Origin of the sequence: Christiangramia lutea (genome assembly GCF_022489035.1) — a bacterium.
Classification (GTDB): Bacteria; Bacteroidota; Bacteroidia; order Flavobacteriales; family Flavobacteriaceae; genus Christiangramia; species Christiangramia lutea.
The window spans coordinates 298207-320795 of the sequence record NZ_JAKVTV010000002.1 but is presented as its reverse complement, the minus strand read 5'-3'; the positions used below and the strand labels follow the sequence as shown (position 1 = coordinate 320795).

At 37.7% G+C, this 22589-nt stretch carries 22 protein-coding genes; 9 read left to right on the top strand and 13 right to left on the bottom strand.

Annotated elements, in window-relative coordinates; translation table 11 throughout:
• Nucleotides 1-24: 24 nt before the first annotated feature.
• On the bottom strand, nt 25-1359 hold the full coding sequence (locus tag ML462_RS07780) for an aspartate kinase (protein ID WP_240713243.1): 1335 nt from the start codon (nt 1357-1359) through the stop codon (nt 25-27).
• A gap of 101 nt (nt 1360-1460) precedes the next feature.
• Here ML462_RS07780 and ML462_RS07775 point away from each other — a divergent pair, with 101 nt between their 5' ends.
• The gene (locus tag ML462_RS07775) at nt 1461-2105 is read left to right on the top strand and encodes a hypothetical protein (protein WP_240713242.1); all 645 of its coding nucleotides are present in this window, start codon (nt 1461-1463) and stop codon (nt 2103-2105) included.
• Here the strand turns inward: ML462_RS07775 and ML462_RS07770 are convergent, their stop codons facing one another.
• Nucleotides 2106-2258 (bottom strand): hypothetical protein, encoded by a 153-nt coding sequence (locus ML462_RS07770; RefSeq protein WP_240713241.1) that lies wholly within the window; start codon nt 2256-2258, stop codon nt 2106-2108. It abuts the gene before it with no gap.
• Nucleotides 2259-2397: 139 nt separating this feature from the next.
• On the opposite strand from ML462_RS07770, the gene ML462_RS16085 reads away from it, so the two are divergent.
• Nucleotides 2398-2529 (top strand): hypothetical protein, encoded by a 132-nt coding sequence (locus ML462_RS16085; protein WP_262914747.1) that lies wholly within the window; start codon nt 2398-2400, stop codon nt 2527-2529.
• Here the strand turns inward: ML462_RS16085 and ML462_RS07765 are convergent.
• From ML462_RS07765 to ML462_RS07755, 3 genes are read right to left on the bottom strand one after another with little or no spacing between them, the layout of a single operon-like run.
• Nucleotides 2526-3599, bottom strand: a complete 1074-nt coding sequence (locus ML462_RS07765) for a transporter substrate-binding domain-containing protein (RefSeq protein WP_240713240.1) — start codon at nt 3597-3599, stop codon at nt 2526-2528. The two genes, ML462_RS16085 and ML462_RS07765, sit on opposite strands and share 4 nt — an antisense overlap.
• A 49-nt stretch (nt 3600-3648) precedes the next feature.
• Entirely contained in the window at nt 3649-4086 is a 438-nt protein-coding gene (locus tag ML462_RS07760; protein WP_240713239.1) for a 3D domain-containing protein, read from the bottom strand.
• Between the two features lie 8 nt (nt 4087-4094).
• A complete protein-coding gene (locus tag ML462_RS07755) occupies nt 4095-5558 on the bottom strand; it encodes a Gfo/Idh/MocA family protein (RefSeq protein ID WP_240713238.1) in 1464 nt (487 codons plus the stop codon).
• 200 nt (nt 5559-5758) lie between these two features.
• On the opposite strand from ML462_RS07755, the gene ML462_RS07750 reads away from it, so the two are divergent.
• Both ML462_RS07750 and ML462_RS07745 read left to right on the top strand, forming a co-directional pair.
• Nucleotides 5759-6190, top strand: a complete 432-nt coding sequence (locus ML462_RS07750; RefSeq protein ID WP_108171597.1) for an FKBP-type peptidyl-prolyl cis-trans isomerase — start codon at nt 5759-5761, stop codon at nt 6188-6190.
• Between the two features lie 147 nt (nt 6191-6337).
• Nucleotides 6338-6748 (top strand): OsmC family protein, encoded by a 411-nt coding sequence (locus ML462_RS07745; RefSeq protein ID WP_240713237.1) that lies wholly within the window; start codon nt 6338-6340, stop codon nt 6746-6748.
• A 30-nt stretch (nt 6749-6778) separates the two neighbouring features.
• Here the strand turns inward: ML462_RS07745 and ML462_RS07740 are convergent, their stop codons facing one another.
• From ML462_RS07740 to ML462_RS07730, 3 genes are read right to left on the bottom strand one after another with little or no spacing between them, the layout of a single operon-like run.
• Nucleotides 6779-7495, bottom strand: a complete 717-nt coding sequence (locus ML462_RS07740; RefSeq protein ID WP_240713236.1) for an N-formylglutamate amidohydrolase — start codon at nt 7493-7495, stop codon at nt 6779-6781.
• Nucleotides 7462-8682, bottom strand: a complete 1221-nt coding sequence (locus ML462_RS07735) for a glutamate-cysteine ligase family protein (protein WP_240713235.1) — start codon at nt 8680-8682, stop codon at nt 7462-7464. The genes ML462_RS07740 and ML462_RS07735 overlap by 34 nt, the downstream gene beginning before the upstream one ends.
• Nucleotides 8682-10136, bottom strand: coding sequence for a RimK family protein (locus ML462_RS07730; protein WP_240713234.1), 1455 nt, complete (start codon nt 10134-10136; stop codon nt 8682-8684). Before ML462_RS07730 ends, ML462_RS07735 begins: the two co-directional genes overlap by 1 nt.
• Before the next feature lie 113 nt (nt 10137-10249).
• On the opposite strand from ML462_RS07730, the gene ML462_RS07725 reads away from it, so the two are divergent.
• On the top strand, nt 10250-11536 hold the full coding sequence (locus ML462_RS07725; protein WP_240713233.1) for a dipeptidase: 1287 nt from the start codon (nt 10250-10252) through the stop codon (nt 11534-11536).
• Here ML462_RS07725 and ML462_RS07720 read toward each other — a convergent pair whose 3' ends face one another.
• Nucleotides 11537-12391: an SdiA-regulated domain-containing protein gene (locus tag ML462_RS07720; protein ID WP_240713232.1), complete on the bottom strand. Its 855-nt coding sequence runs from the start codon at nt 12389-12391 to the stop codon at nt 11537-11539.
• 632 nt (nt 12392-13023) lie between these two features.
• On the opposite strand from ML462_RS07720, the gene ML462_RS16080 reads away from it, so the two are divergent.
• Together ML462_RS16080 and ML462_RS07715 are read left to right on the top strand one after the other, a co-directional pair.
• Complete coding sequence (locus ML462_RS16080) at nt 13024-13158, top strand: hypothetical protein (RefSeq protein ID WP_262914746.1); 135 nt, start codon at nt 13024-13026, stop codon at nt 13156-13158.
• 219 nt (nt 13159-13377) lie between these two features.
• Nucleotides 13378-15681 carry a penicillin-binding protein 1A gene (locus ML462_RS07715; RefSeq protein ID WP_240713231.1) on the top strand — a complete coding sequence of 768 codons (2304 nt, stop codon included), beginning with the start codon at nt 13378-13380 and terminating at the stop codon, nt 15679-15681.
• On the opposite strand, the gene ML462_RS07710 is transcribed toward ML462_RS07715, so the two are convergent.
• The gene (locus tag ML462_RS07710; RefSeq protein WP_240713537.1) at nt 15678-17192 is read right to left on the bottom strand and encodes a DEAD/DEAH box helicase; all 1515 of its coding nucleotides are present in this window, start codon (nt 17190-17192) and stop codon (nt 15678-15680) included. The genes ML462_RS07715 and ML462_RS07710 overlap by 4 nt on opposite strands.
• Before the next feature lie 216 nt (nt 17193-17408).
• Between ML462_RS07710 and ML462_RS07705 the strand changes: the two genes are divergently transcribed.
• Entirely contained in the window at nt 17409-18125 is a 717-nt protein-coding gene (locus ML462_RS07705) for a Crp/Fnr family transcriptional regulator (protein ID WP_240713230.1), read from the top strand.
• A gap of 98 nt (nt 18126-18223) precedes the next feature.
• Nucleotides 18224-18784: a hypothetical protein gene (locus ML462_RS07700; protein WP_240713229.1), complete on the top strand. Its 561-nt coding sequence runs from the start codon at nt 18224-18226 to the stop codon at nt 18782-18784.
• A 154-nt stretch (nt 18785-18938) separates the two neighbouring features.
• Here the strand turns inward: ML462_RS07700 and cysM are convergent, their stop codons facing one another.
• The 3 genes from cysM to ML462_RS07685 form a co-directional block, all read right to left on the bottom strand.
• Entirely contained in the window at nt 18939-19823 is an 885-nt protein-coding gene (cysM, locus tag ML462_RS07695) for a cysteine synthase CysM (protein ID WP_240713228.1), read from the bottom strand.
• Nucleotides 19820-20611 carry a serine O-acetyltransferase EpsC gene (gene epsC / locus ML462_RS07690; protein WP_240713227.1) on the bottom strand — a complete coding sequence of 264 codons (792 nt, stop codon included), beginning with the start codon at nt 20609-20611 and terminating at the stop codon, nt 19820-19822. The genes cysM and epsC overlap by 4 nt, the downstream gene beginning before the upstream one ends.
• A gap of 99 nt (nt 20612-20710) precedes the next feature.
• Nucleotides 20711-22585 carry a T9SS type B sorting domain-containing protein gene (locus tag ML462_RS07685; RefSeq protein ID WP_240713226.1) on the bottom strand — a complete coding sequence of 625 codons (1875 nt, stop codon included), beginning with the start codon at nt 22583-22585 and terminating at the stop codon, nt 20711-20713.
• Between the last annotated feature and the right edge of the window lie 4 nt (nt 22586-22589).

The window sequence follows — 22589 nt, the reverse complement described above, 5'->3', positions numbered from 1 at the left end:
CACAAAAAAATGGTTTATTTAGTTTTAGATAGTACTGCTGAACTGTTCAGCAAATAGCTTTTTATTTAATTTTTGAAGTACTTCAATTTTGTTTCTGGTATCTACCAGTAGCGATATGTTATTGTTACTACCCCCATATGAGATCATTCTCACCGGTACATCCTGCAGTATTTCAAATAATCTGGAAGTTCCCCTGTCTTCGATGAGCCCCTCACCTACCACGCAAATAATGCTATGGTTGGTATCCACGCTTATTTCGCCATAATTATGAAGATCGCTTACAATAGAATCTAAAGAAGAACAGTCATCAATAGTTAGAGAAATCGCTATTTCTGAAGTGGTGATCATGTCTATGGCAGTTTCATATTTATCGAAAATCTCGAAGATCTTTTTTAGAAAACCATGTGCCATTAGCATTCGGTTAGATTTTATCTTGATAGCGGTGATACCATCCTTTGCTGAAATTGCTTTAAGACCTTTTCTCTCTGCCAGGGCACTAATACAGGTTCCAGTAGCTTCAGGAGTAAATGTATTTTTAAGGTATACCGGAATATTTTTTCCTATTACCGGAGAAATTGTTTGAGGATGAAGGATCTTAGCACCAAAATAAGCAAGTTCAGCCGCCTCTTCAAAACTTAATTGGGAAACCGGATGGGTGTTCTGTACATATCTTGGATCATTGTTATGAAGTCCGCTAATATCTGTCCAGATCTCGACTTCAGAAGCTCTAATCGCCGCACCAAGAATGGTAGCCGTATAATCACTTCCTCCCCTTTTCAAGGTATTCACTTCGGAATCGCCATCAATTCTAACGAATCCCTGTGTAATAAGAATATCATTTTGCGGCAATTCTTTCAGGTAATCATTGAGAAGTTCTCCAATTTGAAGCGTATCAGGGTTTTCCAGATTACTAATATGCATGAATTGCTTTGCATCCAGAAGGGTATTTTTAACCCCTTGATGCTTCAAATAAGCACTAAAAATAAAAGTAAGGAGGCTTTCTCCGGTAGTAAGAATTTTAGCATCTACCTGTTTGTTCCACGAAGAATTACAGACTTCACCTAAAGTTTCTACCTGGGAATTAATATTATTCTTAATCGAGCTTGTTTCAACTCCACCGGTAAATAATTCCTCGATCAACGAAAAGTGTTTAATTTTTACCTGATCTATGATTTCATCAATTTCCTCTAGCTGCTCATTTTTAACCTTTTCTGATAGCTCCACAAGCATATTAGTCACTCCAGACATAGCAGATAGTACCAGGATCTTACCCCCGGACTCACTTAGAGTGATCTTTTTCACATTCCTGATCCCGGCGGCCGAGCCTACTGAGGTACCTCCAAATTTTAATACTTTCATATCGCTTTAAATCTAGGCTGCATAAGTATTATTTAATTGAGGGCTGCCAAAGAATATATTTCATTTTATATACATTTGCACAAAATGTTCAATATTTAACAATGAAGACTATAACTACCTGTGTGCATGATATCATACGTCACCAGCCATTTTTAGATGATGCCATCGCAAGGGATATTGTGAATTTTAGTGGCCTGGCTGCCGATATACAACCTCAGGTTGAAAAAGAAATGCACAAACCTGTAAAGCAGGGAAGTATAATCATGGCCTTAAGACGTTATGCTCCTACCCGAACTAAGATCAATATGCGCAGTTTAAGGGAGCTTGGGGATATCATAGTGAGGTCTGGCATTACCGAATATACTTTTTTAAATTCCAAAACGATTATCTCTAATAAGGCAAGGTTGCTTGAAGCAGTAAAAGATCAAACCGGAGTATACCTGAATTATTCAAGTAATTATCAGGAGAGTAACATCCTGGTTTCTTCCAGCCTTACAGACCTGGTAGAAAAATGTTTTAGAAATGAGGTTCGCGTTTCTGTAAAGGAAGAACTGTCTTCAATAACGATAGGATTGCCTAAAAACAGTTCGCAAACGGTTGGGCTGTATTTTTATTTATTCAAATTATTGGCTTATGAAGGTATACCGGTTTTTGAAATGATATCAACCTCGAACTATTTCGCTTTATTCCTGGAGAAGGATTATATCAATAAGGCTTTTCTGCTCTTGAACGAGATCAAGCAATAATTACCAGTATTCATAGTATACACCAGTCATGGCAATTAAGGCAACCACCACGATGATTGTAATTGCTATAAAGATCATATTGTTATTAATTTTCTGGGCTGCCTTCAAAAAATCTATTTCAGATTTTCTTTCCGAATGGTCACGATTGCTCATAATTTACATGGTTTATTTCGAAAGCGGAAATGAATATACTAAAAACCAACTACTTAGAATAACATAGTCTTAAATATTTCTTAAAACACCAACTCATATATCCTGAATCTATAATTTTAATTGGCTAAAAAACTCAAATATGAAAAATATACTCAGGGCGATCCTGGCCGGATGGGGAGCCAAAAAATTAGGCGGTGGATGTGGCTGTTTTGGAATAATAATCGTTTTTATTATTCTCTGGATCCTCTTAGGTTACCTGGGTTTAGGCTAATTATAATCCTTAACCTGACTACTCCATTCCATAGTTTTTAAAGTCCTTACCAAAATTGGATCTATCTTTATGCGAAGATCAGAGCCCTTTGGAAAAGCATAACTATAATAATCTTTTTTCAGGCTCTGCCCCAGAATTTCCAGGTCGTTAGAAAAATCCATCCTGTTTATCTCATATTTCAAAATAGGTTCATCATAAACGAAAAGATTTGTTTTTTCAGCCATTAAAAATTCCAGACCCTCCCTGCCATCAGCCACCAGTTCTTTTTCAATATTATAAAGATCCAGTAATTCCTCTGAACTCGAACTCTGCACCGTGGTCACGTCGAATCTTTCCAGGTCCTGAATATTGGTAATTTCTTCATTGATACTTTTCACAGTTAAAGATGATGCGATACCGGCAGTAAAACTGGAAATAATGATAACACCCATGAGCATCCAAATAAGTCCTACAACCCTTCCTCCTGTTGTCTTTGGAGCTTTGTCTCCGTAACCTACGGTGGTCATGGTAACGGCACTCCACCAAAATCCTTGCATGATCCCTTTTAGATTACCTCCAAACTCTTCCTTGTTCTTCTTTCTTTCAAAGACCCAAACCAGGATCCCAAAAATAAGAATTACAAAAAGTAACAATGCGATCACCGAAAAAAAGTCCCAACTAAAAAAGTTCTTTAAATGTTTCAAAAAGTTTGACTCCTTTCTTTTAACGATACTAGTATGCGAGATGAAATATGGCTGGGAAAATTCCATTCTTTTCATCCGGTTATCGGTAACCGTAATTGGATTTACACTAAAATCCACCTCTCCACTTTCTATTGCCTCCAATAAACTTCCTAGGTTTCGATATTCTTTAAATTCATAAGAAGCCTGTAGCCGCTCATTGACCATTTTCCACGAAGTAATGCTTAAACCGGAATACCCATGTGGACCTTTTTCTACAAAAGGTGGGGTTTCGGTTATTCCTATGATCAGCTTTTTTTGAAAAGGAACTGAATCATTCTCCTGTGATATAAGAGATAGGCTGCAAAAAAGGAAAATTAGGAAGAACAAAGACTTTTGGAAAAATAGCATTGATAGAATTTTAGTTCTCGAATATAATAAAGTTGCAAGAATACCTTCTTCAATGGGCGTTTGTTTTCCGGAACACATAAGATATGTTCAACTTTTTTCTACCAAACTCCCTGGCTTTATCTACATCTTCTCCCATGTAGATATCAATTCGGTTACGCCAACGATAATGCATTTTATCCTTAACCAGATAGATACTGTCAAAGCCTTCAATTTTGATCTCGGCATTGTGATCCAGACCTAATTCTAAAAGGTCTCGCGAGACGGCAATAGCATTCATTCCCGGTTTAAGGGTGTCGCCCCAGGCCGTTAATTTTGGATTGCCTTTAGTTTGATAGCCAAGGGAATTATAAGCTGTCGCGGTAACACAGATGGTAACCCAATCCTCTTCATCAGCATGACCATCCTTTTTACAGGAAATTAAACCGACAAGAATAATAAATCCAAGGATCGAGATCCTATTCCTATAACCAAAACAGCTATTTGTCATATAATATTCTATAATGAATAGCCGTCTGGGTAATCCCTTCTTACAAATTGATTAGCTTCGTCGAAATTGGTCACCTTCATATTTTCAGAATCCCAGATCATTTTGATATCCCTTCCCGGATAATATATTCTTTCCTCTCCATTTTCATCTTTCCTGGTTTTCTGTATATCATATCCTCGAATTGCAAGGTTAGCGATAAGCAAGGATTCAGTTAACGGCCCAGCAATATCAAAAGGAGAACTCAATTCCATGTTCCCGTAACCAGCGATAGCAGCTTCTACCCATTGGGCATAATGGCCGTCCATCCCTCCTTGTACCCTTGTATATTTTTGAGGGACACTTACTTCATCGGTTTTTGAAGTTGGGAGCAACTGAGGGTTTAGGCCATAAGTACCACACATCATTTTCCCTTTGCTACCAATGATCAAAGCTCCATTGCCACCATCTCCAAAGGTCTCTTCTGCACCCAATTCTTCAGGACGCATTGGTTTTATGCCGCCATCCATCCAATGTAGCGTTATATCTTTTGAGCCTGTGTCTTTACCCTCAAAACTCATGATCACGTGACTTGAAGGCGGACAACTTTCAGGAAAATAGCCCCGCTGAAATTCATCAACATAAACACTTCCCACGCTACATTCTACTTCTTTCGGATACTTTAATCCTAATACACTAAAAGGTGGTTCAATTAAATGACAGCCCATGTCTCCAAGGGCACCGGTACCATAATCCCACCAGCCACGCCAATTGAAAGGTACAAGCCCATCTACATAATCCTTTTGAGGTGCGGTCCCTAACCAGAGATCCCAATCTAATTCTGGTGGAACTGAAGCTGAAGTTTTAGGCCATGGAATTCCCTGAGGCCAGACAGGACGATTGGTCCAGACATATACTTCATTTACTTCCCCTATCAATCCCGCATCATACCATTCTTTCATTTTTCTTACGCCGTCGCCAGAGGCTCCCTGGTTACCCATTTGGGTTACAACTTTATATTTATTTGCTGCTTCGGTAAGTTTTCTAGCTTCATAAATATCATGAGTCAAAGGTTTTTGAACATAAACATGTTTGCCACGCTCCATGGCGGCCATGGTTTGAACGGCATGGTTATGATCTGGCGTTGAAACCGAAACGGCATCGAAATTCTTGGATTCCTTATCAAACAGCTCTCTATAATCCTTATAATATTTAGCTTTTGGAAAACGCTCCCTGGATGCGGCGGCTCTTCTGTCGTCTACATCACATAGGAAAGCTATCTCTGCTTTTCCACTTTCATAAAAACTTTTAAGATCAGATGCGCCCTTTCCTCCTACTCCAATACCAGCTATTAATAGTTTATCACTTGGAGGAATAAATCCGGGTCCTCCTAATACATGACGAGGTACTATCATAAAGCCAGTTGCGGCAATGGCAGATTTCTTCATAAAATCTCTTCGGGAATTCTGTTTAAATTTATTGGAGGAGTCTTTCATAGGATTAATAAGTTAGTTTGACAGATTTGAAGTGAATTACATTTAAAATCTCTTCCAATTTAATCAAAATATGACAAAATGCGTCATCATCGGTTATTCTGTCGGGTTGTCTTGTTTTCGGCAGGGTACTTGCACCAATTGGCATTAAATGGCTGAAAATTAGTTTATAGCCAAAATTAAAATTGAAAAAAATACTTTTTATGAGTCAAGTAAAGCAAAATGACGCCGTTAAGGTACATTACACAGGAAAGTTAGAAGACGGTCAGGTTTTCGATAGTTCAGTAGAGCGCGGAGAGCCAATAGAGTTCACTCTAGGACAGGGTCAGCTTATCCCAGGTTTTGAAGAAGGTCTTATCGGTATGGAAGTAAACGAAAAAAAGACCATCAATATACCAAAAGAAGAGGCTTATGGTGAGCCTAAGGCTGAGCTTATCCAGGAAGTTGAAAAAAGCCAGTTACCAGAAGAACTTAAGCCAGAGGTTGGAATGCCACTTGTATCTAAAGGTCCTGATGGGCGTGAGATCAACCTCGTAGTAACCGAAGTTAAAGATGAAAGTATCGTTGTAGATGCAAACCATCCATTAGCTGGTAAAGATCTTGTTTTCGACCTTGAAGTTGTTGAGATCAAGTAATTACCATTTATATCATATTTAAAAAAGCCTGGAAATGATTCCAGGCTTTTTTTATGCAGTATTTTCATTGGTTAAGGTTTTTATAATTGTTTTCCTTTTCAACTCCTGCTTATTACCTTAGAAAGAAATCACTAAAAAAATTAAGTTATGATAAGAAAAGGATCGGCCGTTTGGAATGGCTCACTAAAAGAAGGAAATGGTACTGTTAGCCTTGAAAGCGGTGTTTTAAAAGATGCTCAATATTCATTTAAAACACGTTTTGAAAATGGTAAAGGTACAAATCCGGAAGAGCTTGTTGGAGCTGCCCATGCCGGCTGTTTTAGCATGCAATTGTCTGCATTTCTTACTGAAGACGGTTTTACACCAGACAAGCTGGAAACTACATCTGAAATCACTTTTGAAGATGGTGAGATCACCAAATCACACTTGATCCTGGATGCTTCGGTGCCTGGAATTGATAAAGATAAGTTCGATAAGATTGCGAACAAAGCAAAAGAGAATTGCCCATTATCAAAACTTCTAAATGCTGAGGTAACTCTGGAATACGATCTGAAATAAAATTTTATAACGGCCTGGGAACAAAAATTCTCAGGCCTTGTTTTTTAATTCCTGTAAGGCATTAAAAATGCTGGATTTCAGAATATTATTCATCTTCTCCTCATTAACCCATTTCTGATTGACCTCAATCTCTATTCCTGAATAATTTTCCGGAAATAGCTTTCTCAGGCTGGTAGTAAATCCATCTGCTTTTCCCAAGTACGGGTAATTTGATCTTAATTTAAAATCGGAATTTATAGCCAGTAACTCCTTCCAGAAATTCGCAATTTCTTTTTCCTTTAAACGACGAGGATCATACAGTAACCCGATATCGGCATTTCTCACCATGCCATGAAGCACCGGGGTAAAACTGTGCACCGAGACATGTATTACCTCCTGCCCATCCTCAATTAAACTATGAATATTTTTCTCTACGATTTCTCTGTAGGGCCAGTAATAATTGTCGAGAATCCTGCTTTTATCTGAACTCCCAAGTTCTGCACTATAGCGGGAGAAAAGATTTTTACTCCTTACAGACCTGTTGCATTCCACGAGTAACCTGCTTATATTCTGGAAATGGCTAAAATCGGCCAAAGGCTCTAAAGCTTTAAATAGATCGAAAGACCCAAGATCATAAGCCTCATGCGTTCTTAAGACCTGCAGATCATGCCTAAATAAATACCGATAATCTTCAGGAATTTCCGGAAATGCATGTTCGCAAGTTAACACCAGTCTCATGGCCTGAACATCCTGTTTTCCTGCAGACAATCCCCAAGTCTAAAATAAACCCTTTGAATGTTTTCCCTTCTAAAATCATTTCGAAGGGCTTTCAGGATTCGTGTGGCCAGACTGCCATTTTGAAGAATAAATTCAATGTGTTTCTGTTGATTTTCCGACAGCTTATCTCCAACCCTTTCATATAATCGCTTCCAAATGATCTTCACATCAGATTCTTTATGAAGGTCAAAAATGGCAAGGTATTTTTGATCGACGATTAAGGTGTTTTCAGCATTTTTAATAACATCATTGAAAATATCGAAAAGATCATTCTCATGCCAGGATTTCTGGTCTTCCAGTGAAACAAGTTCCTCACTAACCAGTAATTTCAATACTTCAACAATTAGAGCTGCAATAGCAATATCTGCCGAAGGATTTTCCTGCGTATCTATTACCCTAATCTCGATCGCATTCCTGTCGAATCTAGAGATGGCTCCCCTGGAATTCAGGAAATGATGATCAAGAATTTTTTCTGTATCGAAGGGTTTAATTGCTTCGGTAATTGGATCAAAGATCAGATTGGCATAATCCTTCTTATTAAAAACCTGTTCTGGTATAACCTTCCCAGTCATATGTGGAATTTCCTTTTGATTGGTTTTGTAATAATGCATCCTGGTATCCTTGAAACCGGTAAAACTGCCATCCAGAACTGGTGAACTTGCCGCGAGACCTGGAATTATGGGAAGTAAGATCCTCACAGCCGCGTGAAGTTTTTCAAATTCAGTATCATCAAAGAATGGCAGGTTTATATGCATGCTCTGAACATTACTCCAACCATGCCCCTTACAATCAAAAATCCGGTTATATAGAGAATAGATCTTACTGTAATTATGTGGCCATAACTGGGTTTCAGTAAGTGGATCCATCAATGGATGAGCGGCAGAAGGTAAAAGACAGGTGTCGAAACCTTCCAAAAGAGTATTGATCTCCTGTACATTTTCAAGAAAGAGTTTATCTAAAGATCTTAGATCTTTCGTAGGTCCATTGGTCTTAATTTCGACGACATGTGATACCAACTCGTTACTCCATTCTATTTTTCCGTTCTCAATATCTGAAGTAAGCGATCCATTCTTTTTAGTTAGAAGTTTATCTACAATAGGGTTGATCTTCATGTCTGATCTTTGAACTAGCATATATTCCAGTTCTATTCCGTAAACTTCAAATAGGTGATAGGCCATTATATTTTGTTTTCCAATCTATTTTTCAAGGCGCTCAGGATTTCAATGTATACCTGGTCACCATAATATTCATCTTCTACCCCTGCATCGATATTAGGATTATCATTGATCTCTATTACCAGGGCTTTAGAATTCACTTCTTTTATATCGATTCCATAAAGCCCTTTTCCCATTAGCTTCGCAGCTTTAATGGCGTTTTTAAGGATCTTTTCCGGAACCTTTTCAATAGGAAGGCAATCTGCGTTTCCATCCTGATCATCTTTTTTCTCTGCTTCCCAGTTGTAGATCTGCCAATGACCTTTGGCCATATAATACCTGCAGGCATAAATAGGTTTTCCATCAAGGACACCTATCCTCCAATCATACTCTGACGGCGAGAACTCCTGGGCAATTACCAGGTCAGATTTTTTAAGCATAGAGTTTACAACTTCAAAATACTCTTCTTCTGTTTCAGCCTTTTTTACCCCGAAAGAAAAGGTAGAATCTGGTGATTTCAATACAACCGGGAGTCCGGTTTTTTTAAGTACAAGGTCTTTATTATCCTTATGAACAATAATAGTTTTAAGCGTCGGGATATCTGCATTCTCAAGTGCTTCCGCCATAAAAACCTTATTACAACACTTTAATATTGCATCGGGATAATCAATAATAGCGATATCCTCCTGCTGAGCTTTCCTGGCGAAGGCATAAGCTTCGTTGTTCACCTCGGTACTTTGTCTAATGAACAGGGCATCAAAAGCAGAAAGCCTGGAAAGTTCTTTCGGAGAGATAATCTCGGTATAAAAACCCATTTTTTCGGCGAGATCGGTAAATTTCTTAAGGGCTCTAGGATTACTTGGTGGAGCTATATCGTTTGGCTGGACAAGGATGGCCAGGTCATGCTCAAAACTGTTCGTCCTGGGAGTATCATAGCGTTTCTTGGAAAAATACTGTTCTGCAAACACCAGCATAGACTCTTTATGGTCTTCCGGAATTTCCGATTCAGATATTGCCTTTATGCTCTTAATATTCCATCGTGAAGTAAAGTTGAACTTTATCCTTAAAAAAGGAATCTGAAAATACCTGAAAAACATTGCACTCAATTCCCTGTATTTTGCGGCTACATTCTGACCAAAATATATACTAAGGGTGAATTCCTGAGATTTAATATTCTTGAGGGATCTCTGCAGAAGATCATCAAAATCTTCTGAAACTATTTTCACAAGTTTTGGTTCTCCAAGGTCTACTATATTCTTTACGGTTGGAATTGCCAAATGCCCCCTGGCCTCTGCCAGAAGTGAAACATAATATCCCTTAGATTGATAGGAATAGTCCTTGCAAAGGTTGAAAATCCTCGCTTTACCAAGTTTGGAATATTCAGGATTGGTAAGATAATCCTTTGAGGAAATGATCCGAACGTGTTCAGAAGAAATGCTCCAGGTTTCCGGATTATTTACAACTATATATTTAATCATTCAAATTGAAATGTTTCATCAAATGTAGACTAAAAAATAATCTGAAAGACTGATTTTAAGTATAGCTTAATATTAATTCTTAAATTCAAAGCTTAATATAAAATTATCCGAATATGCGTTCGAAATTAGCCGTTATATTTTTATTTACCGGCCTTTTAGGTCTTTCTGCTCAAACCTCAGATAAAGAACTTATCGAAAAAGCCCGAAGAATTCATGAGGAAGCGATCACTATAGATACTCATAACGATATTAATATTAATAATTTCACTGAGGAAAAGAACTACACCATGAACCTGGATACCCAGGTGAATCTTCCGAAAATGGAAAAAGGAGGGATTGATGTTTCATGGTTGATCGTATATACTGGTCAGGACGAATTGAATGCTGAAGGATATAAAAAAGCATACGAGAACGCCATTAGTAAATTTGAAGCCATTCACAGGCTAACCAGTGAGCTCGCACCAGATAAAATTGGCCTTGCGACCAATTCTTCTGAAGTTAGAAAACTGGTCTCTGAGGGTAAGAAAGTAGCGATGATAGGTGTGGAAAATGCATACCCTATTGGAACCGATCTAAGCAGAATCAAGGAATTCTATGATCGTGGAGCCAGATATATGTCACTTTCTCATAATGGTCACAGCCAGTTCTGTGATTCCAATACCGGTGAGGAAAATGATGAATGGTTGCATAATGGCTTGAGTGAACTTGGGAAGGAAGCTATCGTTGAAATGAACAAATACGGGATAATGATTGATGTATCTCACCCTAGCAAAGAAGCGATCAAGGAAATGTTCAAGTATTCCAGGGCTCCCCTAATTGCCTCGCATTCTTCAGCCAGGGCGTTATGTAACCATAGTAGAAATCTTGATGACGAATTGCTAGGATTATTTAAGAAACATGGTGGTGTGGTTCAAACAGTTGCCTTTTCGGCCTACCTTAATACTGAAAAACATAATGCATTCGAAGCATTGACCGATAGAGTTTATAAGGAAAAAGCAAAGGAAATGAACTTTAATATCCTTGAAAAGGAAGACATTGATAAATTCAGCCAGCAAGAAGAAGATCTATATTATGAGAATTATGATAAGGTAAAAATGGCAGCAAAACCTGATATTGAAGAACTAAAAAAAGAAATAGAACCCGTTGGTGTTACAGACTTCGTAGATCATATTGATTATCTCGTAAAGAAAACAGGAATAGATCATGTAGGTATAAGTTCCGATTTTGATGGTGGCGGTGGAATTGATGGCTGGCAGGATGCATCTGAAACTTTGAACGTCACCTTCGAACTGGTTAAAAGAGGTTATACTGAGCAGGAAATATATAAGCTTTGGGGAGAGAATCTTTTACGAGTAATGGACGAGGTACAGGAAATAGCAGATGGTATTCAGAAGTCCTGATCATTCCAACTCTTCAACCTCAATTATATTTGGCTTCCCGCCCAGGCCTTCATTCGAAATGAACATTCTTCCTGACGGACTAAAGCATATCCCTTCAGGTTGCGAAAATTCCTCAGGATCCAGCAGATGTAGTCTCTTTATTTTACCCGATCTATCTGTAACAATAAATTTCTGAAATTCAGCATCCAGCACATAAATTTCATTGGTTACTGGGTGAAAGGTAAGACCAGAGGGACGTATTAGTTTTCTGGGATTATTAATTCTTAGAACATCGAAAGCAGGATCATCATATTGGATCTTTAAAACCGGCTCTCTTTCCAGATCACGGGTTTCAGGTTCGAACGCATAAATACCTTTGAAATCACCACGATTATCCAGATTTCGATCTTTAACCGCTAACCAAAGATTTCCCTCGGGACTGGCTGCTAAACCTTCAATATTGTTTCGATATTCAAATTCAAGCTGTATTAGTTCTGTATCTCCCGAATCATTATTCCAATCCTTGACATTTATTAATTTTCCATTGCTTTCTATAACCCAGTATTCTCCATTCAAAAAAGTCAAAGCTTCATAATCACCTGATTCTCCAAATTCAAACTGGTCTACGATCTTCGAAGTCTTTAAATCAAAAATGAAAATAATTCCATCTTCATCCTGTATGCAGGCAATTTGGTTGTCCCCTATCCAGTGAATTCCTGAAATCTCTTCAAGTTCAAAGGGCAACTCCCATTTGTTGACTATCCGGTATGATTTTTCAGCATCCTCAAAATCATAATCGGTAGATTCATAAATACCATATATAATTCCTGCAACTACAAGAACCCCAATAATGATAATTGCAGCCCATTTATTCATAAATCGAATTTTGAAAACTAAATGTACATTATTGACCCTGTCACACAAAAAGATTAACAATACTTTGAATTTACTGGTCTTTCCAGCAAATTACAGGCACACAGATAATTACCTTTAAAGTTAAAAATATGTTAATTCAGTACCTTTTATTACATAGTACTGTAACGGATTTACTTGTTCGTCGTCTTTTAAATAGAAACAATCATCAAAATCATCAATTATGACAACTTTATCATCGAATACCAAGAACAGAAAATCATTTATGAATACTGAAGCCAATTCAAGCTCATTCAATATTAACAGCAGAAGAAGATTCGTCTAAAATTAAATTTCATCAATCATCAAAATCATCAATTATGACAACTTTATCATCGAATACCAAGAACAGAAAATCATTTATGAATACTGAAGCTAATTCAAGCTCATACATTATTAACAGTAGAAGAAGATTCGCTTAAAATTAAATTTTTTATCAATCATCAAAATCATCAATTATGACAACTTTATCATCAAACACCAAGAACAGAAAATCTTTTATGAATACTGAAGCTAATTCAAGCTCATACAGTATCAGCAATAGAAGAAGATTCGCTTAAAATTAAATTTTTCATCAATCATCAAAATCATCAATCATGAGAACTTTAGAAAGCGTCATCCAGGATTTCGAAAATCAGAAAGGTAACGGGGTCACTCATCGCAGACCATTTTTAAACTTACGAAGTCCGGATGTTTACCTAAAATGGCATGAAAAAAGCTTTTATGCTTAAATTCATCGATCATCAATTCATCACGGCAGCAAACTGCTCCCCTATTATGGACTTAGCTTATGGTTGCTAAAATTAACTACCATATGAAATGTTTCTTAACCTAGCCGGTAAACCCTAGTTTACCGGCTATAATTTTTGGTTAAAAAAGCATTAAAATAAGCTTAAAGTCAGTTAGCATGGGGTAAACATTTGTTTATTTGCAAACTTTATCATGAACAAATGTTAGAAAGAATAAAAAAGCACCCCAAACTTAAATGGGCTTTAATAATATTTCTTAGTCTTATTGCCCTGTTCTTCTTATTTTTTGGAAGTATTTATTTTGGCCTGTGGGGAAAGATCCCGAGTTCTAAAGAACTTACCGAGTTAAAGCAAAATAAGGCTACGCAGGTACTCGCGGCAAATGGAAAGCTCATTGGGAAATTTTATGTTTTCGACAGGCAACCTATAGATTTTGACCAATTTCCGCAACATCTAATCGAAGCCTTAATAGCCACTGAAGATGCTAGGTTTTATGAACATGATGGCATAGATAACCGCAGCCTTTTGAGGGTCTTTTTTAAATCTATTCTATTACAGGATGAGTCTGCCGGAGGTGGTAGTACTATAACTCTACAGCTCGCCAAAAACATCTATGGACGTCGTGATTTTGGCATGTTTGGAATCGTGATCAATAAAATGCAGGAGGCGATTATCGCCAAACGGCTGGAAGATATCTACTCTAAAAATGAGATCATCGAGCTTTACTTTAACACGGTTCCTTTCAGTGACAATACCTACGGAATTGAAAGTGCCTCCATGAAATTCTTCGATAAGCATACTTCAGCCCTTAGCCTAGAGGAGGCTGCTGTTTTAGTTGGAATGTTAAAAGCGAGCCACTATTATAATCCAAGAATTTTCCCGGAAAGAAGCAGGCTAAGAAGAGATGTTGTTTTAATGCAAATGGCCAGGTATGATTATCTAAGCATGGAAGAAGCCGAAGAGGCTAAATTACTTCCTCTAATCCTGGACTATAAAAGTTATAGTCATGATAAGGGAATTGCCCCATATTTTAGAGAACAGGTAAGAAAGGACGTTAGTAAAGTGCTGGACACCCTTAGAAATAAAGACGGGCAGAAATATAATATCTACCGCGACGGACTCATTGTACACACTACGCTTAACTATGATATGCAGCGTCTAGCCGAAGAAGCTATGCTGGAACATATGGCAGAGTTGCAGGAACAGCATGAAAAATCCTATGGCAACTATGCTCCATGGATTAAAAATAAGCAAATACTGGATGACGCCATCAAAAGATCTGGAAGATATCAATCTCTTCAGAAGGAAGGCCTTAGCGAAGCCGAAATTCTAAAGAAGCTCGAACAAAAACATCCTACAGAATTGTTCAGTTATGATGGGATGGAGACGAAAAATGTAAGTACCATCGATAGTATTTCCCATTATTTAAAATTTCTGAATTCGGGATTACTAGCGGTGAATCCAGAAAACGGAGGTGTACAGGCCTGGGTTGGAGGTGTAGATTTCAGGTTTTTCAAGTATGACCATGTTGCACAAAGTAAAAGACAGGTAGGCTCTACCTTCAAACCTTTTGTCTATACGGCAGCACTGGAAAATGGAATTGACCCATGTTCCTACTTCTCAGTAAGAGAAGTTACCTATGAAGATGGATGGACACCATCCAATTCTTCTTCTGAAGGCGATGATCCTAACATGAATTATAATCTAAAGACGGCACTAAGCCGTTCTATGAATACTATCGCGGTAAAGGTTCTGATGGAAACCGGAATAGATAATGTTATAACCCAGGCCAGGGAAATGGGAATTGAATCTGATCTACCTAAAGTTCCCTCTATCGCACTTGGTACAGCTTCTCTAAATTTAAGCGAGCTAACTTCAGCCTATACCAGTTTCGTTAATGATGGGCTCTACTCTAAACCCTATTACATTACTAAAATTGAGGATGGAAATGGAAACCTACTAGCTGAATTCAAACCTGTAGTTTCTAAGAAAAGGGCTTTTTCCGAAGATACAAGGAAGATCATGTTAAATATGATGCAGGCTACAGTGAACGAAGGTACTGCTTCCCGGCTACGCTATAGATATGGACTGAACAATGATATTGCTGGAAAGACTGGCACAACACAGGACAATAAAGATGGATGGTTCGTAGGTATTACTCCTAATCTCGTTTGTGTTTCCTGGGTTGGGGCAGATGATCACCGCATTGGTTTCAGAAATACCGCTATTGGCCAGGGAGCTAATTCTGCCTTGCCAATTTTTGCAAGATTAATGCAAAAAATGAATGCGAATTCAGAATTCAACAAGATCACAAACGCCAGATTTCAACCTCTTTCGGCTGAACTTGCAGAGCTTATGGAGTGCCCTCCTCAGGAAAGGGATAATTTTTTTGAAAGGCTATTTTCAGGAAAAAATAAGAATGACAGAAACCGTGGTGACGAAAAGGAAAAAAAGAAAAAAGGTTTTTTCAATCGTCTTTTCGGTAAAAAAGATAAGGATAATTAAAACTCCTTATTGATCTGCATTCTTAACCTACGGGAATAATCTTCTTCAAGCCAGTCTCTGTAATTTTTAGTACTCTTACTAATACAGTAGGAATATTGCTTTATTCTTGAAGCTATATCATCCTTAAGTTCCTTTGCAAGTATTCGGGCATCAAATACATCTTCACTATTTTCCACACACATTTTCACATGCTGGTCCATAGACCATTCCAGCACTGTCTTCGACTTAAGTCCTTTTTTGATCACTTCATCATAAGCTGCTTCTACATCGAAAGTAACATTTTCGGAATTAGAAAATTGTTCCCTGATCTCTGGTGGCATTTCATATTGAAACTCCCTTTCGATCTCTTCATCACTAAGCAGATTCTCGAAATAGAAATCTGGAGATCTAAAGATCTGTTTCCAATCAACAGGAGTACTCCAGTGTCCAAACCTTGCCATGTTATTTCCAAGGTCGATAACGTTGAATTCGCTTTTGTCTTCCAGTACCCTGGAACCACGCCCTATCATCTGGAAATACAGGGTAAGCGATTTGGTTGCACGATTAAGAATGATGGTCTCAACCGTAGGCTCATCAAATCCAGTGGTTAGAATACTTACCGAAGTTACAATTGCATCTGGTGTATGTTTGAACCATTTAAGAATATCCTTCCGGTCCTGTTTGCTTGTGGTGTTATCAAGATGCCTTATAGGTAAACCGGCATTTTTGAATGTATGATAAACTTCAACCGAAGTATTGATACCATTATTGAAGATCAAAGTTTTCTTTCCTTTCGATCTTTCATAATATGCCGTAAGAAGTTTCTCCTGCATACTATAGTTAGAGTAAAGTTCTTCCGAAGATTTTACTGTGTAATCCCCGTTCATACCAACCTTAAGGTTGGTAAGCCCCACGTTATAACTATAGATATTTGCTCTAGCCAGGAAGCCCTTTTCGATCAGGGAGTTAATAGAGTCTCCAACAATAAGCTCTCTATAATTATCCTTCATGGGAAGCTTGATATTAGAACTCAGCGGAGTAGCGGTAACCCCAAGGATGAAACATTTCTCAAAAAACTTGAATAATTTTCTGAAAGAATTATAGTGTGCCTCATCAATGATCACCAAACCTATATCCTGGATCTCCAGCTTTTCATCGTTCAAACGATTATTAAGCGTTTCCACCATCGCCACGAAACACATGTAATCATCCTGGTCTGGCAATTCCTTTACTTTGCTGTTTATGATCTTATTACGCACACCAAACCCAGATAACATTTTAGAGGTTTGTTTACAGAGTTCGATCCTATGAGTGAGAATAAGGACCTTTTTATTCGTCCTTTGAATATATTCCCTGGTCATTTGAGAAAAAATCACAGTTTTACCACCACCGGTTGGCAGCTGATAAAGGAGATTATAGTTCTCAGGGTTCTCGTCTATTACCCCAAAGATCTTATTAATGTCCTTCTGCTGATAATCGTATAATTTCTTGTCTACTTTCTTCTTTTCAATACCAAATGTTTCTAGCGCCATAGATTTTTTATAAGTAAGCAATTTTGCAAAAATAAGGCATTTCATGCTTTAGTCAAAAAATTATTGAGGAATAAGAAACCTTATTTTCGGTAGTTTTCTTTTAAAATTGTCGTATTTTTAGCACCATTATTTTTGCCTGTTATTTTTTCAAATCCTGAAGGAATAACTGTGTACAACTATCCCCCGGAAAAGTTCTAAAATTTAAATTCCGGTGGTTTGAGCTCTACTAAAACCCTTTTTACTAAATACAAGTCGATTCTCTTAGACAGTCAGCTTTTTTCTGATTTGAATGAAGAACAGTGGTTACATCTTTTGGAGAATTTTCATGAAGAAAAATGGAGTAAGAATTCCTGTATTATCAATCATCAGAAATTCCTTTTCCATTTCTACATAATTACTTCGGGCCGTATCAAAATGTATAACGTTGATAGATTCAGTGAAAAGGAGCATACTCTTTTTCTACTGAAGGAGGCAGATGCGTTTGATCTATTTTGCTTACTAGACGGGACAAAACATCAGGTTTATTATGAATGCCTGGATGATATAAAAGTTCTGGCTATTCCTATGGATAAATTAAAAGATTGGCTGAATAAAAATCCTAAACAGTATCAACATTTCCTTTCTTATGCTGGTTCTATGATGAGGGCATTAGAGTCTAATGTTTCTCAATTGATCTTTGCAAATATTACAACCAGGCTATTAAAATTACTTCTGGAGAATGTGAACAAAGAATCGAAAAAACTTGAACATATCAACGATCTACCAAATAAAGAGATCGCAAATCTTATTGGCTCTACAAGGGCCGTGGTAAACCGGCACCTGCAACAATTAAAACAAAATGGTTCCATAGACCTGGCCAGGAACCAGCTGGAAATAAAAGATATTTCATTATTACTGAAAGAATTAGACAATCAGAATAAAAATCATAAATAATTCATTTGTGCTACTTAAGTGATTTTCGTTAAAGGTGTTAAATCTTAATTTTACAATCATTCCAAATTTTTTTTTATCAATCATTTAATTCATTAAAAATGAAAAAGATCATCACTTTAATTCTAGTAGCAGGTTGGGTTCTAACATCTTATTCACAGGAAGTGATCCAACTTGAAGAAACCACCTTAAATTTTGAACCTACCGGAGAGATAGTATTCGAAGACTATTCTAATGGGATCGTTAGAGTAAGAGAAAACTATCAAAGACAATTTCAGTCTAATGCAATTGCCTTTATTCATGAAAACTTCGATTTAAACAGATTCAGAAAAGAATCTGGAAACGATGATGGAGATATTTATTTAACGGTAAGTAGTTCGAATGGTCACCTTAAAGCCATCTATAATAAGAACAACGAGCTTGTAAAAACATTTCAAAGATTCAACGATGTACCATTACCTGCTGATGTTCGCAACCAGGTTTATGCCAGTTATGCGGGATGGACCCTTACAAAAGACAGGTATATAGCTTACGGCGAGGGATCTAATATAGATTCTGAAAAATACATTGTATTTCTGGAAAGAGGTAACGAACGAGAAAAAATCAAAGTGATACCTTCCAGAAGTTCAATTTCTGGAGTTGCATCTATTGAAAAGTATTAGACTAAAAGTATTCTATAGGGGCTGTATGAAATTTAGCGCTGTCTTTATCTTTTTTAGACAGTATGTTAAAATGTAATAGTAGTTAACAAATGGTTGATCTCTCAGATCACAATTATCACACAGAGTTAATGCTAAATTTTCATCCAGCCTTTTTCTATTGAAATAAATCTGAAGATAAATACCTGTCTCCCCTATCACATACAATACTCACCACTAGACCGCTTTCCAGTTCCTCGCATAGTCTTACGGCTGCGGCTGTAGCTCCACCACTACTCATTCCAGCGAAAATTCCCTCCTCTTCCGCTAATCTTCGCGACATTTCAATTGCTTCCTTCTCATCTACTTCAAGAATTCTATCTACTTTTTCAGGATTAAATATTTTTGGTAAATATGCCTGAGGCCATTTTCTGATTCCTGGAATTCGTGAATCGTCTGTAGGTTGCACACCTACAATTTGAATATCTGGATTCTGTTCTTTTAGAAAGGTGCTTGTTCCCATAATTGTACCGGTTGTTCCCATAGAGGACACAAAATGAGTAACCTTACGTTCTGTGTCATTCCAGATCTCGGGCCCGGTGGTTTTATAATGCGCCTGCCAATTATCGTTATTCCCAAACTGGTTCAGCATAAAATAATCTCCAGATTTCATTTTGTCTTCCGCAAAATCTCTTGAACCTTCAATTCCGTCATCTGCACTGGTCAAAATAACCTTGGCACCATATGCCTTCATGGTTTGAACTCTCTCAACGGTAGAATTTTCTGGCATTACCAGTTCTATATCCAACCCGAAGATCCCAGCGATCATGGCCAATGCGATCCCGGTGTTACCACTGGTTGCCTCTATAAGTTTAGTGCTATTATTTATATCTCCACGTTCCAGTGCGCTTTTGATCATATTATAAGCCGCCCTGTCTTTAACGCTTCCACCTGGGTTTTGACCTTCAAGTTTAAAATAAAGATCTACACCAGGTTTATTGAATACACGTTTTGCTTTTACTAGAGGGGTATTTCCTACCAGATCTAATATTGAATCATTCATTTGTCTGCTGCGTTTTTAATACTTATTTGAGGAGTATGGGAAACCATTGAATTCTTCGGAACAGATTTAGTTAACCAAACATTTCCGCCAATTACACTATTTTCTCCAATTACTGTTTCTCCTCCCAGAATAGTTGCATTTGCATATATAGTAACATTACTCTCAATGGTAGGGTGACGCTTTTTGTTTCTTAAAGTTCGATTTACCGTAAGTGCTCCCAGGGTAACACCCTGGTATATTTTCACATTATCTTCTATAACCGCTGTTTCTCCAATTACCACACCTGTGGCATGGTCTATAAAAAATGAATTCCCAATCTTCGCTCCGGGATTAATATCTGTTCCGGTTATACTATGGGCACATTCAGCCATTAGCCTTGGAACTAGGGGTAAACCATACTTATAAAGCTCATGGCTTAACCTGTAGGTTGCAATCGCAAAAAAGCCGGGATAGGAAAGATACACTTCTTCAACCGAATTGGCTGCTGGATCATTCTTAGCAATAGCCTGCGCATCCAGATTCAATTTCTGAAGAATTCCTGGTAACATTTGTACATATTCACTCCAAATATCCTGACAAGGTGAACCGGGTTCCCAGCAAACGAGTTTTGCCAGAACCTCGAAATCCATTCCCAGTTCCATTAAATTGTCTTTAACGGGGGTCTGTTTGTCGAAAAGAGTATAAAACAGCTTATGCGTAAAAGATTCCGTTTTATCCTTAATACTCAAATTGAGGTTAGGAAGTTCCTTTTGATCCTCGATCTGGGCAATTATCTTTTCCATTTCCATAGCTGCGAATATTGACTTTCAAATTTAATTAAATACGATGAACCCATAAACCCTGTTTTTCATAAGGATTTCAAAACTTTTTTAATCGGCGGATAAGCCTTACCTAAGAAGGGTAAAATGACCGGTTTGTACTTCAAAACCGTTTATCTGGATATGATACCAGTAATCGTCGGCCGGAAGATCTATTCCGTTATAACTACCATCCCACTTAAATCCGGTGCCCTGCCCTACTTTAATAACCTTTCCGTAGCGATCAAAAATTCTAATTTCAGAATCACTAAAAAATTCGACTCCTTTCAATTGGAAAGAATCATTATAACCGTCATTATTTGGGCTAATCATTTTAGGGATAACAATATGGGCAAATTCCAGTGTATCGGTTTTGCAATTTTCGGTGTCTGATATATAGGCTGTGTAAATTCCGCCAGGAACAGATCTAAAAATTGAAGACGACTGAAAATTTTCTCCATCAAGGGAATACAGAAAATCTCCCTGATTTTCGGAGATTATCTCTACATCATCCCCCCTTGAAATAATATCCAAAATCGAGGCATTTTCAACAGGGATAACGTTAATTTCTTTAGTAGTGAAACATCCTTCAGTAGAAATTACTTCCACCGAATAATTTCCCGGTGAATTAATTGAAATCGTTTCTGTGCTTTCTCCGGTTGACCATCTATAATCATACCCACCTGCCCCCGCCTCAAGGACAAGATTGGATTCAGGACAAATCTTTAGTTCTTCATCGCTTAGGTCAGGTAAAGGATATATGGTTAGCTTTACCTGGGTTCTTTTACTACCCTCACATTCATAACCAAAGTTTCTTGCTTCCGCGTAAAATATCCCTTCTTCCACCGGAAAATAAGTGTTCGTATTCTCTTCAAGCAAATTCCCCCCGGTTTCCTGGTCGTACCAGTTAACAAATTCTCCTTCTTTAACTGAAACCCTTAAAACAGGAGCAGCTTCATTGGCGCAAACTGCAAGATCCCCGCTACTTATAGGAGGTTCAGGGGTATAAATTACTTTTAGTTCGAAAGCTTCTGAAGAAGAGCTGCAAAAATTATTATTTAGATTTACAGGGTCTTCTGCGATCTTAACCCGGTAATAAGTTGTTTCATCAATTAATGAAGTGGTATAGACATCTGAATTGGCCCCAGGGATATTTCCCCAATTCTGACCATCCAGACTTATCTGCCATTGGTAAAAAATTTGATCGTATACAGAATTGTCTGAAGTTGCATCCAGCGTAATACTTACCGGTGTGTTCTCTTCACAAACGCTTAAGGAGCCTGTTTCTTCTTCACTACTAGAAATTACGACCAGGTCTCCACATGATCTGAAAATAATATCATCTATGGCGAGATCATTTCCGCAGCCTCCTTCTCCATTATTGAACATTTTAAGGATCACACCAGACTGGCCGGCCTGTGATTGAAAGGTTAGTGCAAATTGTTCCCACTCTGGTGTTGAGGAAGAAAAAATATCACCGGTATCACCAGATTTCAATAACACGGTGTCTGTTTCATCCCAGATTTCAAATCTTACATTATTTGGGATCTCCCGGCCTATACAAACATTACTTGCCAGATCATACACGTTCATTAAAAATGCTGAGAATTCATAGGTTGTGTTCTCGCAAAGTCCGGAGATCTCTTTTTTATAAAATCTTCCCGAGGTAAAATCGGCGTTAACAATAAGGGCTCTTCCACCTGAAACGGTATTTTGTGGTAGAAAAGAATGCCAGGAATTTATTTCATTCCCAATGTCATCTGAAATGGTGTACTCACCATCCTGAGGATCCTGTCGCACAAAAGTATAATTGGTGATCCCTGCGGCAAGTTCATTACCAGTTCCTGAACCCTGACCAAAATCTTCATGAAATATAGGATCTCCTTTGCTACCGGTACAAAAGCCTAGTTGCGAATACACGGTGCCAAAGAAAAAAAGAAAAAGTAGGGTTAAAAAAAATCTCATTTTG

Bases quoted from the DNA above. Each gene is read 5' to 3' on its own strand.
- ML462_RS07720 (WP_240713232.1), bottom strand. From the start codon at position 12,391: ATGAATAAATGGGCTGCAATTATCATTATTGGGGTTCTTGTAGTTGCA.
- ML462_RS07775 (WP_240713242.1), top strand. From the start codon at position 1,461: ATGAAGACTATAACTACCTGTGTGCATGATATCATACGTCACCAGCCA.
- ML462_RS16080 (WP_262914746.1), top strand. From the start codon at position 13,024: ATGAGAACTTTAGAAAGCGTCATCCAGGATTTCGAAAATCAGAAAGGT.
- ML462_RS07725 (WP_240713233.1), top strand. From the start codon at position 10,250: ATGCGTTCGAAATTAGCCGTTATATTTTTATTTACCGGCCTTTTAGGT.
- ML462_RS07750 (WP_108171597.1), top strand. From the start codon at position 5,759: ATGAGTCAAGTAAAGCAAAATGACGCCGTTAAGGTACATTACACAGGA.
- ML462_RS07780 (WP_240713243.1), bottom strand. From the start codon at position 1,359: ATGAAAGTATTAAAATTTGGAGGTACCTCAGTAGGCTCGGCCGCCGGG.
- ML462_RS07735 (WP_240713235.1), bottom strand. From the start codon at position 8,682: ATGGCCTATCACCTATTTGAAGTTTACGGAATAGAACTGGAATATATG.
- ML462_RS07765 (WP_240713240.1), bottom strand. From the start codon at position 3,599: ATGCTATTTTTCCAAAAGTCTTTGTTCTTCCTAATTTTCCTTTTTTGC.
- ML462_RS07710 (WP_240713537.1), bottom strand. From the start codon at position 17,192: ATGGCGCTAGAAACATTTGGTATTGAAAAGAAGAAAGTAGACAAGAAA.
- cysM (WP_240713228.1), bottom strand. From the start codon at position 19,823: ATGAATGATTCAATATTAGATCTGGTAGGAAATACCCCTCTAGTAAAA.
- ML462_RS07755 (WP_240713238.1), bottom strand. From the start codon at position 5,558: ATGAAAGACTCCTCCAATAAATTTAAACAGAATTCCCGAAGAGATTTT.
- epsC (WP_240713227.1), bottom strand. From the start codon at position 20,611: ATGGAAATGGAAAAGATAATTGCCCAGATCGAGGATCAAAAGGAACTT.
- ML462_RS07700 (WP_240713229.1), top strand. From the start codon at position 18,224: ATGAAAAAGATCATCACTTTAATTCTAGTAGCAGGTTGGGTTCTAACA.
- ML462_RS07745 (WP_240713237.1), top strand. From the start codon at position 6,338: ATGATAAGAAAAGGATCGGCCGTTTGGAATGGCTCACTAAAAGAAGGA.
- ML462_RS07685 (WP_240713226.1), bottom strand. From the start codon at position 22,585: ATGAGATTTTTTTTAACCCTACTTTTTCTTTTTTTCTTTGGCACCGTG.
- ML462_RS07760 (WP_240713239.1), bottom strand. From the start codon at position 4,086: ATGACAAATAGCTGTTTTGGTTATAGGAATAGGATCTCGATCCTTGGA.
- ML462_RS07770 (WP_240713241.1), bottom strand. From the start codon at position 2,258: ATGAGCAATCGTGACCATTCGGAAAGAAAATCTGAAATAGATTTTTTG.
- ML462_RS07730 (WP_240713234.1), bottom strand. From the start codon at position 10,136: ATGATTAAATATATAGTTGTAAATAATCCGGAAACCTGGAGCATTTCT.
- ML462_RS16085 (WP_262914747.1), top strand. From the start codon at position 2,398: ATGAAAAATATACTCAGGGCGATCCTGGCCGGATGGGGAGCCAAAAAA.
- ML462_RS07715 (WP_240713231.1), top strand. From the start codon at position 13,378: ATGTTAGAAAGAATAAAAAAGCACCCCAAACTTAAATGGGCTTTAATA.